This is a genomic window from Bacillus sp. JFL15 (genome assembly GCF_001184225.1).
In the GTDB taxonomy this organism is placed as follows: Bacteria; Bacillota; Bacilli; order Bacillales; family Bacillaceae; genus Bacillus; species Bacillus siamensis.
The window spans coordinates 1,513,500-1,529,953 of record NZ_KQ236689.1; the positions used below are offsets into that span (position 1 = coordinate 1,513,500).

At 46.9% G+C, this 16,454-nt stretch carries 15 protein-coding genes, 4 tRNA genes and 1 pseudogene; 2 read left to right on the forward strand and 18 right to left on the reverse strand.

What is annotated here, in order from left to right; all coding sequences use genetic code 11:
* Positions 1-30: 30 nt before the first annotated feature.
* The 16 genes and pseudogenes from AD710_RS07560 to dnaB form a co-directional block, all read right to left on the reverse strand.
* Positions 31-670, reverse strand: a pseudogene (locus AD710_RS07560) (MFS transporter); the annotation flags it as partial.
* A gap of 187 nt (positions 671-857) precedes the next feature.
* Positions 858-2,282, reverse strand: coding sequence for a sensor histidine kinase (locus AD710_RS07565; RefSeq protein ID WP_049627712.1), 1,425 nt, complete (start codon positions 2,280-2,282; stop codon positions 858-860).
* Positions 2,279-2,479, reverse strand: a complete 201-nt coding sequence (locus AD710_RS07570; protein WP_045925613.1) for a hypothetical protein — start codon at positions 2,477-2,479, stop codon at positions 2,279-2,281. The genes AD710_RS07565 and AD710_RS07570 overlap by 4 nt, the downstream gene beginning before the upstream one ends.
* Before the next feature lie 449 nt (positions 2,480-2,928).
* Positions 2,929-4,125 carry a S1C family serine protease gene (locus AD710_RS07575; RefSeq protein WP_049627713.1) on the reverse strand — a complete coding sequence of 399 codons (1,197 nt, stop codon included), beginning with the start codon at positions 4,123-4,125 and terminating at the stop codon, positions 2,929-2,931.
* 86 nt (positions 4,126-4,211) lie between these two features.
* Positions 4,212-5,006, reverse strand: coding sequence for an MBL fold metallo-hydrolase (locus AD710_RS07580; RefSeq protein WP_016937374.1), 795 nt, complete (start codon positions 5,004-5,006; stop codon positions 4,212-4,214).
* A gap of 14 nt (positions 5,007-5,020) precedes the next feature.
* Entirely contained in the window at positions 5,021-5,860 is an 840-nt protein-coding gene (locus tag AD710_RS07585) for a two-component system regulatory protein YycI (protein WP_016937373.1), read from the reverse strand.
* Complete coding sequence (gene yycH, locus AD710_RS07590) at positions 5,847-7,205, reverse strand: two-component system activity regulator YycH (protein ID WP_049627714.1); 1,359 nt, start codon at positions 7,203-7,205, stop codon at positions 5,847-5,849. Before yycH ends, AD710_RS07585 begins: the two co-directional genes overlap by 14 nt.
* Complete coding sequence (walK, locus tag AD710_RS07595; protein ID WP_016937371.1) at positions 7,195-9,030, reverse strand: cell wall metabolism sensor histidine kinase WalK; 1,836 nt, start codon at positions 9,028-9,030, stop codon at positions 7,195-7,197. The genes yycH and walK overlap by 11 nt, the downstream gene beginning before the upstream one ends.
* Before the next feature lie 6 nt (positions 9,031-9,036).
* Positions 9,037-9,744, reverse strand: coding sequence for a cell wall metabolism DNA-binding response regulator WalR (walR, locus tag AD710_RS07600; protein WP_004393104.1), 708 nt, complete (start codon positions 9,742-9,744; stop codon positions 9,037-9,039).
* 336 nt (positions 9,745-10,080) lie between these two features.
* Positions 10,081-10,153 (reverse strand) — tRNA-Phe (locus AD710_RS07610).
* A gap of 36 nt (positions 10,154-10,189) precedes the next feature.
* Positions 10,190-10,266, reverse strand: a tRNA-Asp gene (locus AD710_RS07615).
* Between the two features lie 84 nt (positions 10,267-10,350).
* Positions 10,351-10,422, reverse strand: a tRNA-Glu gene (locus AD710_RS07620).
* An 8-nt stretch (positions 10,423-10,430) separates the two neighbouring features.
* Positions 10,431-10,506, reverse strand: a tRNA-Lys gene (locus AD710_RS07625).
* A 202-nt stretch (positions 10,507-10,708) separates the two neighbouring features.
* Complete coding sequence (gene purA / locus AD710_RS07630; protein WP_049627716.1) at positions 10,709-12,001, reverse strand: adenylosuccinate synthase; 1,293 nt, start codon at positions 11,999-12,001, stop codon at positions 10,709-10,711.
* 238 nt (positions 12,002-12,239) lie between these two features.
* Positions 12,240-12,653 carry a VOC family protein gene (locus AD710_RS07635; protein WP_049627717.1) on the reverse strand — a complete coding sequence of 138 codons (414 nt, stop codon included), beginning with the start codon at positions 12,651-12,653 and terminating at the stop codon, positions 12,240-12,242.
* A gap of 117 nt (positions 12,654-12,770) precedes the next feature.
* Entirely contained in the window at positions 12,771-14,135 is a 1,365-nt protein-coding gene (dnaB, locus tag AD710_RS07640) for a replicative DNA helicase (protein WP_016937368.1), read from the reverse strand.
* Positions 14,136-14,305: 170 nt separating this feature from the next.
* Between dnaB and AD710_RS07645 the strand changes: the two genes are divergently transcribed.
* Entirely contained in the window at positions 14,306-14,503 is a 198-nt protein-coding gene (locus AD710_RS07645; protein ID WP_016937367.1) for a DUF2188 domain-containing protein, read from the forward strand.
* Between the two features lie 30 nt (positions 14,504-14,533).
* On the opposite strand, the gene AD710_RS07650 is transcribed toward AD710_RS07645, so the two are convergent.
* Positions 14,534-14,743 carry a hypothetical protein gene (locus AD710_RS07650; RefSeq protein ID WP_045925617.1) on the reverse strand — a complete coding sequence of 70 codons (210 nt, stop codon included), beginning with the start codon at positions 14,741-14,743 and terminating at the stop codon, positions 14,534-14,536.
* A gap of 118 nt (positions 14,744-14,861) precedes the next feature.
* Here AD710_RS07650 and AD710_RS19040 point away from each other — a divergent pair, with 118 nt between their 5' ends.
* Positions 14,862-15,005: a YycC family protein gene (locus AD710_RS19040; RefSeq protein WP_016937365.1), complete on the forward strand. Its 144-nt coding sequence runs from the start codon at positions 14,862-14,864 to the stop codon at positions 15,003-15,005.
* A 130-nt stretch (positions 15,006-15,135) separates the two neighbouring features.
* Here the strand turns inward: AD710_RS19040 and AD710_RS07655 are convergent, their stop codons facing one another.
* Positions 15,136-16,434 carry a glycosyltransferase family 4 protein gene (locus AD710_RS07655; protein ID WP_049627718.1) on the reverse strand — a complete coding sequence of 433 codons (1,299 nt, stop codon included), beginning with the start codon at positions 16,432-16,434 and terminating at the stop codon, positions 15,136-15,138.
* Between the last annotated feature and the right edge of the window lie 20 nt (positions 16,435-16,454).

Below are 16,454 nucleotides of genomic sequence, written 5' to 3' on the forward strand. Positions count from 1 at the left end.
GCCGCTCCCCGGTAAACCAAAAGTTTTCGCTCACTGCCAATGTATGTTCCGTATTCTCGACTTGATGGCGACGCTCTCTTTCAGTTTGTAAAAACTGAGCATCATAAACAGCGACAATAAGATGGATAACACCCCGATTGCGGTCAGCAGCAAGGCTGAATCAAAATAATCGTTTAAGAATCCGATAAACGGAAAGGCAATGAACATGAAGAGCGATGTCAGCAAACTGATAATCGACTGCAGCGTGGCTCTCGTTCTTGACGGAATCTCATTGTTCACCACCTGACTGGAGACGGGTTCTATCACATCATAGAGCGCGTTAATGACGACAAAAGCGGCTATCGTCACGTACAGGCTGCCCGAAGGTATAAACAGATAGGCCGCCCCGATGATGCAGAATGTCAGCAGAAGCACGCGCCTCGGCGTGAATTTTTCCGCCGGCTTTGAAGAAAAGATGGAGCACAGCGCCTGTAAGATGGACAGTCCCGCAAAAATAACGGATATATTGCGCACGGACAGCCCTTCCGAGATAAAAAACCGATGTAATCGCAAAGAAAACAGAGAGGGACAGCACCAGATATTTAAAGGCTTTGTTCAGCCTGAAGAAGTCCTTGACTTCCTTTAGGATGTCACCGACCGTCTGCGTTTCGTGTTCACTGTTTTCAAATCTTAAATCATTGAATTGGCTGACGCGGGGAACAGCTACGTCCGCTCCGGCCCGCGTTCGGATAATAATCGGCATACACGATTCGGATCGGTTTTTTCCTGCGGCTTCCATCCGTTTTTCCTATTCTAAATAGTCCGGGTGAATTTTATTATTCTTCTTGTATGAGCGGGATCTTTTTGGATCAACAGGCTTACCCCGGCAGCCGGATTACGAACACGGAGCCTTTTCCCTGCTCGCTTTTCACTTCAATTGTTCCGTTATGGCTATCGATAATGGTTTTTGTAATGGCAAGACCCAGCCCGGTGCCGCCGTATTTACGGGATCGGGAGGTTTCTGCCCTGTAAAACCGGTCAAACAAATGAGGCACATGCTCCGGGGCGACGCCCGCTCCGTTGTCCGCCATCATGAGCATGATTCCGCCGTCTTTCTGCAGGGAGACGGTGATGACGCCCGTTTCTTCATCCGTATGCTGCACCGCATTGTAAAAGAGATTGAGAATGACCTGCTTCATTTTGTCTTTGTCAAAAACGGCTTCAATCTTTTGATCGACAAAAAACTCGAGCTTCCGGTTTCCCGCCAGCAGCCTCAGCTGAGCCTCCATTTCCAAAATGACGTCTCCCAGCGCGCCTTTTTTCATTTCAAAGCTCGGCTCCCGGTCCATCTTCGCGAGAAAGAGAAGGTCCTCTATCAGCTTATTCGCTCTGGCTGATGCCGCGTACAGGCTTTGAAGCGCTTTTTCTTTCTGCTCCGGCTTCTCCGCCGCTCCGCGCATCAAAATTTCAATAAAGCCGTGAATGGAGGTAAGCGGTGCTCTCAGCTCATGTGACGCGTCTGATACAAACTGCCGGATGCGCTCCTTCGCTTCTTTTTCAGCCTGAAACGCGGTTTCAATCCGTCCCAGCATCTGATTGATGGAGATGCCCAGCGACTCCATTTCTGCATGCCTTTTATCAATCGGCAGCCGTTTATCGAGACTGGTGGCATTGATGTCATCCACCATACGCCCAATGCGCGATAATGGCTTGAGTGTGAGCCGGATCATCGGTAAGAAAACAAACAGTCCGATGACCAGAGCCGCAAAAGAAAGCACCGCAAAAATGCCGATCTGGCGGAAAAGCGAAGCATTCAGAGGATGTGTCAGCGTGCTCATTTGCACAACTCCCGCCGGTCTTCCGCCAACGGAAATCGCCTGAAACACAGCGATGATCTCCTTACCCGCTTTATTGTGAGCCACCTGATAGTGAAGCGCCATGGGGTCTGTCAGCGCATCCCGATACACGTTTTTCGGAAAAGATGGGGCGGCTCCCGCTTGCGGGTCTTCTGATAAAACAGACATCTTGTATGATGGATTGATAAAAGCAACCGTCAGGCCGGGGGAAATCAAATTCGGGTGAGCCGGTGTTTCGGAACGGGCAAGGGTTTTGATTGACCTCCATACACTTTGATCCATTGAATGGATATAGCTCTGGATGCTGGCCGCCTGATTTTCATACATCGTCCGTGCCATAAACATGTACTGAGTGCCGCCGATGAAGCATAACAGCAGGGCCAAAATCACCAGTGACCTGAACAGGAGCTGGAATCGCAGGGTTCTGAACAGCTTTCTCCGCTTCATCCCAGGTCCGCCCTGCATTCGGCGCCCCGCACCTTGTGCTCTTTGTCCTTCAGCTTTTCGCGTAAAGAGCGGATATATGCCTCGATGATATTGTCTTCCCCGAGAACCGTTCCGTGGCGAAGCCCCATCGTTATCAAATCAATGAGTACAGACCCGCCGTCTGCACTCAGCAGCCAGATGCCTTTCAACTTATTCATGATGCAGTCTCTCCTTAGATGTATCAGCCTGTGTTTATTTTTTTCGCTTCCTCTTCTATTATTCGCTTTTATCTGAAACAAAACGGAATCTTAGCTGAATTGGTTAAAGTCAACGCCTAAAACGGTGCAGTCTGCACATCACAATAATTTCACCTGCCGCTTCGATTTTGCAGCATCAGTCTGTTTCTGCCTATTATCAATTGAGCGTGTTGCGGCCCGCCTTCAGGAAAAAACGGCATAAAAAAAGCGCCCTGAAAAAGGACGTTTGATATGTCATATTTCATTTTCTTAAATTCTGCATTCTAAAATAATTCTTCCTTCGCATTCACCCTCGATTTCGTTCAATACAATAATCTTATCAGCCGTTTTCATGTGTTTCACCCCCTTTTCTTCATCATATTAACAAATAAATCAATAAAAAACAGCCCGGTTTTTTCCGGGCTGTTTTTTTATTTCTGTAATCGATCCGCTTCTGTCAGTTTGACTTCCGCTGTTTTTTTCTTTCCTGAACGGTAGAACGTGATGTTCACACGGTCGCCGATCTTTTTGCGATACAGACGTTCACGAAGGTCCACAATGTCGTTGACCTTATGACCGTCGAAACCGGTGATCACGTCAAGCTTTTTCAGTCCTGCTTTGCCGGCCGGTGAAAACGCGTCGACACCCATAATGACCGCCCCGGTTTTAACACCTTTCGGAAGTTTCAGCGTCTGGCTCCAGTGGTAGCTCGCAATATCCGTTAAAGATTTCATCTCGATACCGAGGAAAGGCCGTCTGACTTCTCCGTATTTTTCTAAATCCTGAATAACGGGAATGACAAGCTTTGAAGGGATGGACAGGCCGATTCCTTCAACGGCGGATTCGGCGATCTTCATTGAGTTGATGCCGACCACCTTACCCGATATATCCATCAAAGCGCCGCCGCTGTTGCCGGGATTAATCGCGGCGTCGGTCTGCAGCACTTCCGCATTCCAGTCCGGCTGTCCGTCTCCGTTTGAGTCAACGGGCACCGCTCTTTCCTTGCCAGAAATGATTCCCTGTGTCACTGATCCCGCAAATTCAAGCCCGAGCGGATTTCCAATCGCCACGACCGGTTCTCCGACTTTGACTTGATCGGAATTGCCGAACTGGGCAGCCGATTTGATCTTATCAGACTTCACCTTCAGCACGGCCAGATCCATCAGACGGTCGCTCCCGATCAGTTCGGCAGGCACGCGCGAGTCATCTTTCAGACTGATCTCAATCTCAGTCGCACCTTCAATGACATGGTGATTGGTTACGATATAAGAAGTGTTTCCGTTCTTTTTGTAAATGACACCGGACCCGCTTCCCGCTTCGCCGCCCTCTCCCCAAATATCGGTCTTTTGGATATTGAGAACGCCGACTACCGAATCCGATACACGGCTGACCATATTCGTGACAGCATCGTTGACATTTACGTTGACTGTTTTCACTTGTTCGCTGCCGATGCGCTGATTGGCGCCTTTGCTGCTTTCACCATGGTCTCCGCCTGTCCAGTACGGCAGCAGTAAAGCCATGAGCGCGGCCCCGACGATGACGCCGATCAGACTAGAAAAGAAGTATCCTCTCTTACTGCGGCGGGGCTGTTCGGGGGCGTACTGTTCATCATCGCGATTATAATCCACCCTATCTCAAATCCTTTCAAGAGAACTCAATTTGCTTATAGTGTGGGTTATATCGCGGATTAATAATCATGATTCATTTGGAAAAATTACACGGCGCACAGCGGCGTCGGGATTTTCGGATCGGTATCAAATAATTGAAACGTTTCCCCCGCGACAAATCCTTTCGCAGCCAATGTCTGCTGCACGGACATTCTCGCCAGTTCCTTCATATTGTTGTCTTGGCTCAGATGCGCCAAATAAATGCGGGATGTGCCGTCGCCGATGACATCGGTCATGGCGAGCGCCGCGTCTTCATTCGAGACGTGGCCGACATCGCTTAAAATCCGACGCTTAATGCTCCAAGGGTATCTGCCCATTTGCAGCATGCCGACGTCATGGTTGCTTTCAAACACAAATACATTGGCCGAACGGATAATGCCTTTCATTCTGTCGCTCACATATCCGGTGTCCGTCATCAGCGCGAGCTTTCTGCCTTGGTAATGGAAAACATAAAACATCGGCTCGGCCGCGTCATGAGAGACGCCGAATGACTCAACATCAAGCCCGCCGAAAGATTTCACGCTTTCCATCGGGAACAAAAACTTTTGTCCGGTATCCAGCTTGCCGATCTGATTCTCCATCGCTTTCCACGTCTTTTCATTGGCGTAGACGGGAAGACCGTACTTTCTCGCAATGACGCCGAGCCCTTTAATATGGTCGCTGTGCTCATGAGTGACAAAGATGCCGTCCACGTCGTCTATCTTGCGGCCGATTCTCTCCATCAGCCCGTCCATCGCTTTACCGCTCAGGCCGGCATCCACCAGAAAAGAGTGCTCCTCTGTCTCCAGATAAAACGCGTTTCCGGTACTCCCGCTCGCAAGAACGCTAAATTGCAAGCTCATTTGTTCTCACTCCATTATTTATTTTGATTGTTATCAATGACTGTGCTTTCCAATGCATTCACAGTGTACGTTTGCTGTGTCTTTTTCTTCGTCCCTTTTGACTTATCTTCAATTGTAATTCTCCATACCGGCGCCAGCACCTGCGTACTTGTCAGCGGGTATTGGGCAATATAGCCGAACTTGACGCTTTTGACGGCGCAATTCGCTTTTAAGTAATTTTGAGAATACAATAATTCGACCGCATCCAGCTCAGGAATCAGGCTTTCCGTCTGGATTCGCTTGAATGACTCAAGCATGGTCTGCTCGTAAGACACGACCTCGTTTTTATCGTTCAGATGCAGAATCACCTGTCCGATCGCATCCGTGGACGAGTCAAAATCCTGATAAATAAACTGTCCGTCATACGTCTGGTAAAAAATGATCTGTTTTTGATCCTTGTCGACTTTCCACAGTTTATATTTTTCACCGCCGGTTATTTTAGAGCTCACGAGCGATTCCGCATCATCCTGCGGTTTTTGCTTCGATAAACCGACCGGATCGGTAAATTTCATTTTCAGCGTCGTGACCTTGTGATCATCCGCCGGCATCTCCATTAAAGGTTTTTGATCCTTCAAGGCATCAATATCTTCCGCGGTGAATACCTTTTGGCCCGCCGTCAGCCGGTAGCCCGTCGCGGAATCAGAAGACAGGTTGCCGAATGTGATATGATCCATCTCCATGTCTTTTTCCACATTTGAATTTTTAATCACTTCGTATTCACTGCTTGAGCGTTTTTCAAAAAACTGATAGCCAAGAAAAATATCGAGGATGAGGAAGGCAATGATGAAGATCGTTTTTGTCTTATTCCACTCCATTATCGGCCTCCTCCTTCCCCAGCAGATCTTTCGTAATCGGAACGATCTTCCCGTTGATTTTCATACTCCAGACGGGTTCCAGCTCAACAAGATCATTCGTTGACGAAGATACCATTTGATAGGACAGGAAGATCTGGTCGATTTTGTTCACATCGTATTTATCCTGCTGCTCCAGCAGAGACACAATCTCATTGCCGCTCATCATTTTTACGTCTTTTGTTTTAATCGGATTCGGCCCGAGAACATAGTTCGGCCGCTTGTAGCTGAGAACCTCGTCATTGGCCCATTGCAGGGTCATAACAGGCCCGGACCCGAAAGGCTTAGACATGCTGTTGATGACAGGCATTTGATCTTTAAACATGTAGAAACTCAGCTGCTGGTTATCACTCACATTGAAAAATTGATAATGATCCGTCCAGCTCCCCGTATCCTCTAAATATTTATAGCTTTTCTTAATCAGCTCTCCCGTTTGGTAAGAAGCGCTTTGCGCCAGGTTCCGGTGCTGGAACTGAATCTGCCGCTGCGTCGAATTGATTTCCAGACGGCTGATTCCGTCAGTCAGCACGTTCCGATTGTAATTCGGGTCCTCTCTGACCGTGCTCGGATCGTTAAAGAGCGTCTGCTTAAACAGGTTCGTCTTAATGGTTTCAGTGATAAATTCTTTTTCCTTCATATTAAACCGCGCATTCGGCATGAGAAATTCTTTGCTTTTCCCGACCGAATAGAGGTGGTATAACGGCATACTCGATTTTTTGCTGTACAGCTCATTCATCAGATTGCGGTAATTTGCCGATTCGACAGTCACTTCCAGAATCAGCTGTTTGCTGTAAGAGACCATGTAAATCTTCTTATTCGGCTTATTCTCATTAAACGGAATGACAATATGGTCAAATGAGCTGTATTCCATTGACGGATTCGACCATTTAAACATCGTTTGGAAGAAATCAATCGGAATGGTGTCATTGAATTGCAGATCAAGCTTTGCCGAATTCCCATTTCTGCCGTAAAGCCAATTTTTAAAACCGAGTTTGTCGTATTGATCAGAAATATCCTTCATCCCTTTTACTTCCCATTGCGGCAAATCCGCCCACAGGTCATTAAAGAGCGTTTCATCAACCACTTTATAATGAGAGCCGTTTGTATGAATGAACATATCCCGGGGTTTTACCGTTTGCGACATTTTTTGGCTCGTTTTATCAATTTTATGCTTTTCCCGGACAGTCGATTTGGTTGAGGCCGTGCCTTCTGAGAAATTGGGCTGGAATGTCCAAATTCCCCATGTTAAAACAAGACTAATGACGACTAGCACCGACAGTATGACTGTTTTTATATTTTCACGCCTCATCCCAATCATCCTCTTGCTCTTCTTTATATGGAAGAGTAAATGTAATCTTCGTGCCTTTGCCTTCTACACTGTCGGCCCAAATGTCACCGCCGTGCGCCTGAACCATCTCTTTTGCAATCGCAAGGCCGAGTCCGGTGCCGCCGAGCTTTCTCGTGCGCGCCTTATCCACCCTATAGAAACGGTCAAATACTTTTTCCACATCTTTTTTCGGAATGCCGATCCCTTCATCTTTTACGCTGATGTAGAGCAGCTCTTCTTTCTCATTCACATCAACTGAGAAGGTGACATGTCCGCCTTCCGGTGAGTATTTCAATGCGTTAGAAATGATATTATCGAGAACCTGCGTCACTTTATCCTGATCAATCTCCACGTACAGATTTCTGTCCGGCAGCTCGCGGATAAATTCGACATGCTGTTCTTTCGTCATTTCAAAACGGTCAATAATCAGAGACATAAAGCGGATCATATGAATCCACTCTCGATTAAACTGATAATCTTTGCTGTCGAACTTAGAAAGCTGCAGCAGATCATTCACCAATCTGATCATGCGCTCAGTTTCATTTTGGGTCACCATTAAGAAACGCGGAGCGATCTCTTTGTTTTCCCACGCGCCTTCAGCAAGCGCCTCTAAATAGCTTCGCATTGTCGTCAGCGGCGTCCGAAGTTCATGGGACACATTCGCAACGAATTCTCTGCGCTCGCGATCGAGTTTTTCCTGCTCGGTGACATCATAAAGAACCGCGATTAAACCATCAATTTTTCCGTGCTCTCTCTGAATCACGGAGAAATTGACCCGCAGCACAGTCGTTTCATCGTCACGTTCGATCTCCAGCAGCATGGAGTCCTGCTGTTCTACTAAATCCTCAAATGTAAAGTTCTCTTTTATGCCCAATAAAGACGTAATCGGCATCTCTAAAGCCGTTTCACGTGAAACATTCAGCAGCTCAAGCGCAGGGCTGTTTAACAGAATAATAGCCCCGTTGCGATTCGTGGCGATGACGCCGTCCGTCATATACGCGATAACGGAAGAAAGCTTTCTTCTCTCCCCTTCCGTCATGGCTTGGGCATCTTCAAGCTCTTTCGTCAGATGGTTGAAAGTCGTTGCGAGCTGACCGATTTCATCATGCCCGTATTTTCGAACCTTTCTGGAGAAATTCCCTTTTGCCAGTTCCATCGCCTGCTTACGCATATCCGACAGCGGATGGGTAATGGTCCGGGCGAGAAAGATACCGAGAAGAGCCGTCAGAACCAGGGCTAAGCCTGTTCCTGAAGCAAGGATCGAGTTGACGGTTTTCATTTGGTTAAAAGTATCTTCCATACTGGCCACGACATATATCGCGCCGACAACTTCCTGATTCTCTGTAATGACCGGTTTTGCCGAAATCAGCACTCTGTTTTTGCTTTTAGGATCATAATATTTTTTTGAATAGGCCTGTTTTGTAGAGAAAATCCGTTTAAAAATCGGGTCAGTCGTCTGTTTCCCCGCTATTTCCTCGCCATAAGGCCTCGAAGAACCGACGACCTCATAGCTTTTATCAACAAAGGTAATTTCCCGTATTTCATTGTTTTTCGTAAAATCATTCAAAATACGCTTGACGTCATCCTTAATGACGGTGCCGTCATTGTCCCCTTTATATTCCTGCTCAATATAATAGGAAAGGTTGTCAATCCGCTGATTTAACGATAATTCATAGGACTTGAGAAGAGAATTCTCCACCTGTTTCACAAAGTACACGCCGATAATCTGCATGGCAATGATAATAAGAAGCACATAGATCAGCGTGATCTTAAATTGAATCGACCGAAAAAAACCAACCTTATTCATCGCCGGTTAGTCCTGTTCAGGGTTTCTCAAGTAATAACCGACACCCCGTCTTGTGACGATCCAGTTCGGATGGCTCGGATTATCCTCGATTTTCTCGCGAAGGCGGCGAACTGTTACATCCACCGTTCTCACATCACCGAAATAGTCATAGCCCCACACAGTCTGCAGCAGATGCTCACGCGTCATGACCTGTCCGATATGTTTGGCTAAGTAATGCAGCAATTCAAATTCACGATGGGTCAGCTCGATCGTTTCTTCTCTTTTTGATACGACATAAGCGTCAGGGAAGATGACGAGGGAACCGATATGAATGTCATTTGAAGCTGATTCTTCCTCAGCCGGCGCAACTGTAAGCTGGCGGCGCAGGTTTGCTTTGACGCGGGCCAGAAGCTCACGCGTGCTGAAAGGCTTAGTGACATAGTCATCCGCTCCGATTTCAAGTCCGATGACCTTGTCAATCTCCGAGTCTTTTGCCGTCAGCATAATAATCGGCATATCATATTTTTTCCGGACTTCCCGGCACACTTCAACTCCGTCTTTATTCGGAAGCATAATATCTAATAGAATTAAATCAGGCTGAAGCTCCTCCACCATTTCCACAGCTTCGTTTCCGTCATACGCACAGTGCACGTCATAGCCTTCTTTTCTTAAATTAAACTCTAATATATCTGCAATCGGTTTTTCATCATCGACTACAAGGATCTTCTTATCCATCATCTTGATTTTCCTCCTGCCAGAATGACTTCATTTCATCTATTGATGTTTCATGATGATCACAATTCGGATCGTGAAAAACGTTCCCCGTCTATTATAACGGTTTCAGGTCAAAAGATAAAAAAATTAAAGAGAACAGCGCAAAAACGTATTGAACTGCCATCCTTTTGTCATGTTTTTTATTTTCTTTTAAAAAATAATATTTTTTTGAAACCTCCCGAAAACAAACGCCGTCTACTGTTTGACGTCTTCTTCTGGGCCGGCTGAAAAGCCGGCTCTCCCTTTTTTTATCACAAAGAAAAAACGCACCTACTATTGCAGATGCGTTTGGGTAAGTGGCTCGGGACGGAATCGAACCGCCGACACACGGATTTTCAGTCCGTTGCTCTACCAACTGAGCTACCGAGCCAGATGTTTCTTTTCTATACTATAAAGTAAAGTAAAATGGCGGTCCGGACGGGACTCGAACCCGCGACCTCCTGCGTGACAGGCAGGCATTCTAACCAACTGAACTACCGGACCTTACAGTAATTTGTCCGGGGAACCGTATCGTGGCGGCCCTCCCAGGACAAATAAGGAGTTAGCAATAACGCTAAAGTAAATCAATGACCCGTACGGGATTCGAACCCGTGTTACCGCCGTGAAAGGGCGGTGTCTTAACCGCTTGACCAACGGGCCATAAAAAGTGGTGAGCCATGAAGGACTCGAACCTTCGACCCTCTGATTAAAAGTCAGATGCTCTACCAACTGAGCTAATGGCTCTTGATGTGTCGGATTATGTATCATAGAGCATTCAGACAAAAGCTTTCTTGCAGTACTCTATTGAAGCTGTTCCGTAACAACGAGATTTATAATATCATAGAACATTCGAAAGTGGCAACTACTTTTTTGAAAAAAATCTATTATTTTTTTCCTACATGAAAAAACAAGCCTCCGGTCACGGAGGCTTGTCTGCTGCAAATCCTTAGTTAGCACGGTATACACTGCGGATGACGTTCGTTTGTGAACGGTCAGGACCGACAGAGAAAATAGAAAGCGGAATACCTGTCAGCTGAGACACGCGTTCCAGATAATGGCGCGCGTTTTCAGGAAGGTCGCTTAACGTTTTTGCGCCTGTAATATCTTCCGTCCAGCCAGGCATTTCTTCATATACCGGTTCACACTCAGCGAGGGCTTTCAGGCTTGCCGGGAATTCTTCAATCACTTCACCTTTATAGCGGTAAGCGACACAGATCTTCAGCGTTTCAATGCCAGTCAGCACATCAATTGAGTTCAAAGAAAGATCTGTGATTCCGCTGACGCGGCGGGCGTGGCGGACAACAACGCTGTCAAACCAGCCGACACGGCGAGGGCGTCCTGTCGTTGTGCCGTATTCGCGTCCGACTTCACGGATTTGATCTCCGATTTCGTCTTTCAGCTCAGTCGGGAAAGGACCATCACCCACACGGGTTGTGTACGCTTTCGATACACCGACGACGTGCTGAATTTTTGTCGGGCCTACGCCTGAACCGATCGTCACCCCTCCGGCGACCGGGTTAGATGAAGTGACAAACGGGTATGTCCCTTGGTCAATATCAAGCATAACCCCTTGAGCGCCTTCAAATAAGACGCGGCGGCCTTCATCCAGCGCGTCATTTAAGACGACGGATGTATCGCATACATACTTTTTAATCTGCTGGCCGTATTCATAATACTCATCCAGAATATCTTCAATTTTGAAGCCGTCCGTTTCATACATTTTTTCAAGAAGACGGTTTTTCTCTTCAAGGTTCCGCTCAAGCTTTTCTGCAAACACGTCGCGATCTAACAGGTCTGCGATCCGAATGCCGATCCGCGCCGCTTTGTCCATATAAGCAGGTCCGATGCCTTTTTTCGTTGTGCCGATCTTATTGGCCCCTTTGCGTTCTTCCTCTACTTCATCCAGTTTCAGATGATACGGAAGAATCACGTGGGCTCTGTTGCTGATTCTCAAGTTATCCGTGCTCACACTGCGTTCATGAAGATACGCAAGCTCCGTTACGAGCGCTTTCGGATCAACAACCATTCCGTTCCCGATGACACACGCTTTTTCTTTATAAAAAATTCCTGATGGGATTAAATGAAGCTTGTACGTGACGCCATCAAACTTGATGGTATGTCCTGCATTGTTTCCGCCTTGATAACGTGCGATCACTTCTGCATTTTCTGATAGGAAATCTGTAATTTTACCTTTTCCTTCATCGCCCCACTGCGTACCTACTACGACTACTGAAGACATATATCCGTGCACCTCCGTTAACCTTTCAAAACGATATCTCATTCAAACAAATTAAGTGTATCAGTGCCGAAACAGAAAGTCAATCGTAAATCCGAACATTAAAATCTTATCATTCTATATTTGTTCGCCTTAACTATGTTTAAAAGCGTTTTCTCTTTCATTTGTTATCTATTACTCCTGAAACTTTCATACTTTAACATGAAAAAGAACCCGTACCCTGGGTTCTTCAGACAGTCATTTATATGCCGCTTGTATTCATCAGAACGATCCGCCAGCCGTCGGGATCTTCGATGGTCACGCCTTTTTCTTCCCAGTACGGATTTTCGGGTTTTTTCTCTTCATATCCCATCTGCTTTAACCTCGTGCTGATGCGAATGACCTCCTGAGAATCCGGGATGTAAAAGACAAGCAGGCTGTCGCCGTGCGGAACGGGCGCCGGCTGAGACGCGCCGGTTTCTTCGGTAAATTCTAAATGATATTGCGTATGGGGCAGGCCGAACATGACGCCGCTGTAGCCTCTATGTCCGGAAAAGCTGCCGACCCTCTTCAGTCCGAGGCCCTCTTCATAAAACCTGATGATTTCTTTGAGCTGTCCGGTCGGCCGGGCAATCCGGATTTGCGCCGCTTGGAATTGCGGAAATTCAATTGTCATCATCATTCCTCCCTTGATGCCATTATATAAAAGCGCTTTCTTTTTATCGACTGCAGAACGGACGGCATTCTCTCATTCTTTCGGATGAAAAAAAGCCTCAAGACATCGCTTGAGGCTTTACGCACCTGCCGGAACACCGCCGTCATCAAAGCGTCTTTCCAGGTTTACGAACTTATTGTATTCCTTCACAAAAGCCAGTGAGACGGTGCCCACCGGACCGTTACGCTGTTTGGCGATAATGATTTCGATGATGTTTTTGTTTTCGGATTCTTTATCATAGTAATCATCACGATACAGGAAGGCGACGATGTCGGCATCCTGCTCAATACTTCCTGACTCACGGATATCTGACATCATCGGACGTTTATCCTGCCGCTGCTCAACACCCCGGGAGAGCTGAGACAGGGCGATGACCGGAACTTCAAGCTCCCGTGCCAGCGATTTTAGCGCCCGTGAAATTTCCGATACCTCTTGCTGGCGGTTGTCGCTTGAACGGCCGCTTCCCTGAATGAGCTGCAAGTAGTCAATTAAAATCATGCCCAATCCGTTTTCCTGCTTCAGCCGGCGGCATTTTGAACGGATTTCGCTGACGCGGATGCCTGGGGTGTCATCTATAAAGATACCGCTGTTTGACAGGCTTCCCATCGCCATCGTCAGCTTGCCCCAATCTTCTTCCGTCAGATTTCCCGTTCTGAGATTTTGGGCGTTAATATTCCCTTCGGCACAGAGCATACGCATGACAAGCTGCTCGGCTCCCATCTCAAGACTGAAAATCGCAACGCTCTCATCCGTTTTGGTGGCCACGTTTTGCGCAATATTTAAGGCGAACGCCGTTTTCCCCACGGACGGACGGGCTGCGACAATGATCAGATCATTTCGCTGAAAGCCCGCCGTCATCCGGTCAAGCTCAATAAAGCCGGTCGGAATCCCGGTAATATCGCCTTTCCGGTTGTGAAGCTGCTCAATATTGTCATATGTTTGCACAAGCACATCTTTAATATTTTGGAAGGCGCCCGAGTTTTTTCGCTGCGCAACCTCCATAATCGTTTTTTCCGCATCGCTTAATAGATCTTCAACTTCATCCTCGCGCGTATACCCGTCTTGGGCGATCGAGGTCGCCGTTCTGATTAAACGGCGGAGAATTGATTTTTCCTCAACGATTTTCGCGTAATATTCTATATTAGCCGCTGTCGGAACGGAATTCGCGATATCCGTCAGGTAAGAAACGCCTCCCACCTCTTCTAACAAATCGGTATTCGCAAGCTCTGACGTTACCGTGATCAAATCAACCGGTTCGCCGCGGTCTCCGAGCACGAGCATGGCATTGTAAATTTTTTGATGTGACATTCTGTAGAAATCATCCGGAATCAACACTTCAGAAGCCAGTGTCAACGCAGACGGCTGTAAAAAAACAGCACCTAACACGGCCTGCTCAGCTTCTATGTTTTGCGGCGGCAGCCGATCATTCAGAAGGTCTGTCATGCTAAGCACCGTCCTCTCCTTAAAAAATATCCAAACTCCATTTTACCATTTCTCATGAAAAAGAATAGAAAAATATCACTTTCCCTGTATTTGTCAGGAGAGGGTTATGTGTTTTGCCGTTCCGAATGCCGGGAAACAAATAAACAAACCAAACCCAGGAGGGAAGAAGGATGAAGACATATGCAGTAACACCAAGTATTGATGCAGACGGATGGTTTGTGAAGGCAGAAAATGTGGCGCCGACGGCTCTTTGTACATCAAAGGACGCGGCGATCGAAAAAGCGGAGCAGATGGCGAAAGAGAACAGCCCGGCTAAGCTTGTCATTTATGATCAGCATAAAAACATTGAAGAGGAACGTTCCTTTTAAGAAAAGCCTTCGCCCGCGCGAGGGCTTTTCTTATTCGATGAAGCGGATATGCAGCACCGTCTGCGCCATGAGATCAGCCGTTTTTTGATACAGATCCCATTCTTCACAGGCGGCAAATACTTTCATCATTTCCTGCAATGTCTGTTTCAGTATGATAAATTCGTCAATTGTCCGCAGTTCTGCGGCTTTTTTCTGATAATCAGCCAGCTTCAGCTGTAATAACATCAATGGCGATTGCATAAAAAACCTCCCCCATTCTGTTATAAAGCCAGGCTTATCAAACCTCCATTTCTTTGTCATATCCTCTTACGATAGAATTTTGATTTTAGTACAATAAAGAAATGGAAGGAGTGATCACATGAAACCGCTGCAAATTTCCGCTGAAACGGCGCAAAAGCTTGCAGAATCACTGAATATGCCGCTTGAAAGAATCATGCACATGCCTCAGCACATTCTGCTTGCCAAATTAGCTGAAGTCCAAAAAGAGAACGATCAAAAATAAAGGCTGTTCCCTCATATATATGTGCGGGAGGCGGAAGCAATGGCTTTCCGCCTCTTTTTCTTATAGGTAAATAAGGAATGGCGGCCGGACGAGACGAGATCAAAACCCAGTCTCTTTGCTTTGCTCTTAATCACTCATTTAAAAAAAATGTTTGATAAATACTGTCTATTTGTGAAACCATGTTCTCCTGACGCAGATGCTGGCCGGCATAGGTCTTTGCTGCTTTTCCAAACTGTTCTCTGAGAGCTTGATCCGTAATCAGTCTTAAGAGGGCATCGGCAAGCTCCCGTATGCTGCCGGGCTGACAGATAAGGCCTGTTTTCTCATGCCGGATCATCTCAGGGATCCCCCCGCAGTCAGTTGCGACAATGGCCTGCCCTGCGAACATCGCCTCGATGATCGCTATGGGAAAATTATCATTCAATGTAGGCAGAACAAAAATAGACGATTCAGCCAAAAGCGCCGGCACATCACGCCGTTTTCCGAAGAAAAACACATTTGAAAGACCCAGTTTCCGTCTCTTCTCTTCAAGAAAACCCCGCATTTTCCCGTCTCCGATTATCCATATCTCGACTCCGGATAAGTGCCTCCGGATTTGTGCGAGGGCGTTCAGCAGCACGTCATGTCCTTTTCGCTCTGTCAGGCGGGAAACACATGCAATCACGAGCTTCTCAGCACGTTTTGGCTCGGGTGCATCCCGGATGTCAATGCCGGTATAAACAGTCGTCAGCTGTGTTTCTTTTGCACCGTACTCCAGAAGAGGCGCATGAAAGGAGTCGCTGATGGTAATGATTTTATCCGAAGCCCGAATGCCCTGTCTTTCTATTTCAGAGAAGTATGCCTCTTCAATTGAGCCCTTTTGGATTTTATGAAACTTCATCCGGCTTTTCGTAAAATGTCCATGCGGTGTGAAGAAAAGAGGACGCCGATACGTTTGATTAAGGTGTCCCAGCAAAAATACCGCAAACAAATCCTGTGCATGAAAAAGATCGTATTGCTCTAAATCCTTTTCCATCAAAAATCGTTGAAAGACATGTAAATAGCTGAGATTTTTGACGAGTTTTTCGTTTGCGGCGCCGTATCTGCCAAGAAGAAACACTCTGACTTCATCAGCCGCACGCGGAATATCTTCCTGAAAAAACGATGGCGGCATTTGAAGGGGCGAGATGACATCCGCCTGATGACCGGCGCGCTCAAAACCTGTCTTAACTGACGTGATATAGCTCGCCAATCCTCCGACATTCGGGTACTTGAGAAAAGTTGCGTACAAAATACGCAACGGCCTTTTTCGTTTGGGGGAGCTTTTTCTTTCCGCACAAAATGAATGCAGCTCTTGTTCATCTTGATGGCCGATGCCATAAAATTGATCCATGACGCGCAATAAGGCAGGAGGCACCAAACTGCACGGCCTCCCGATCTCTTCTCTCAAACCCGCTCCCCCTCTCAAAC

What these genes read in the sequence shown, in the direction of transcription:
- walR (WP_004393104.1), bottom strand. Translation starts at nt 9,744, where the DNA reads ATGGATAAGAAGATCCTTGTAGTCGATGATGAAAAACCGATTGCAGAT.
- AD710_RS07565 (WP_049627712.1), bottom strand. Translation starts at nt 2,282, where the DNA reads ATGAAGCGGAGAAAGCTGTTCAGAACCCTGCGATTCCAGCTCCTGTTC.
- AD710_RS07585 (WP_016937373.1), bottom strand. Translation starts at nt 5,860, where the DNA reads ATGGAGTGGAATAAGACAAAAACGATCTTCATCATTGCCTTCCTCATC.
- AD710_RS07635 (WP_049627717.1), bottom strand. Translation starts at nt 12,653, where the DNA reads ATGACAATTGAATTTCCGCAATTCCAAGCGGCGCAAATCCGGATTGCC.
- AD710_RS07580 (WP_016937374.1), bottom strand. Translation starts at nt 5,006, where the DNA reads ATGAGCTTGCAATTTAGCGTTCTTGCGAGCGGGAGTACCGGAAACGCG.
- AD710_RS07645 (WP_016937367.1), top strand. Translation starts at nt 14,306, where the DNA reads ATGAAGACATATGCAGTAACACCAAGTATTGATGCAGACGGATGGTTT.
- dnaB (WP_016937368.1), bottom strand. Translation starts at nt 14,135, where the DNA reads ATGACAGACCTTCTGAATGATCGGCTGCCGCCGCAAAACATAGAAGCT.
- AD710_RS07650 (WP_045925617.1), bottom strand. Translation starts at nt 14,743, where the DNA reads ATGCAATCGCCATTGATGTTATTACAGCTGAAGCTGGCTGATTATCAG.
- AD710_RS07570 (WP_045925613.1), bottom strand. Translation starts at nt 2,479, where the DNA reads ATGAATAAGTTGAAAGGCATCTGGCTGCTGAGTGCAGACGGCGGGTCT.
- purA (WP_049627716.1), bottom strand. Translation starts at nt 12,001, where the DNA reads ATGTCTTCAGTAGTCGTAGTAGGTACGCAGTGGGGCGATGAAGGAAAA.
- walK (WP_016937371.1), bottom strand. Translation starts at nt 9,030, where the DNA reads ATGAATAAGGTTGGTTTTTTTCGGTCGATTCAATTTAAGATCACGCTG.
- AD710_RS19040 (WP_016937365.1), top strand. Translation starts at nt 14,862, where the DNA reads ATGAAACCGCTGCAAATTTCCGCTGAAACGGCGCAAAAGCTTGCAGAA.
- yycH (WP_049627714.1), bottom strand. Translation starts at nt 7,205, where the DNA reads ATGAGGCGTGAAAATATAAAAACAGTCATACTGTCGGTGCTAGTCGTC.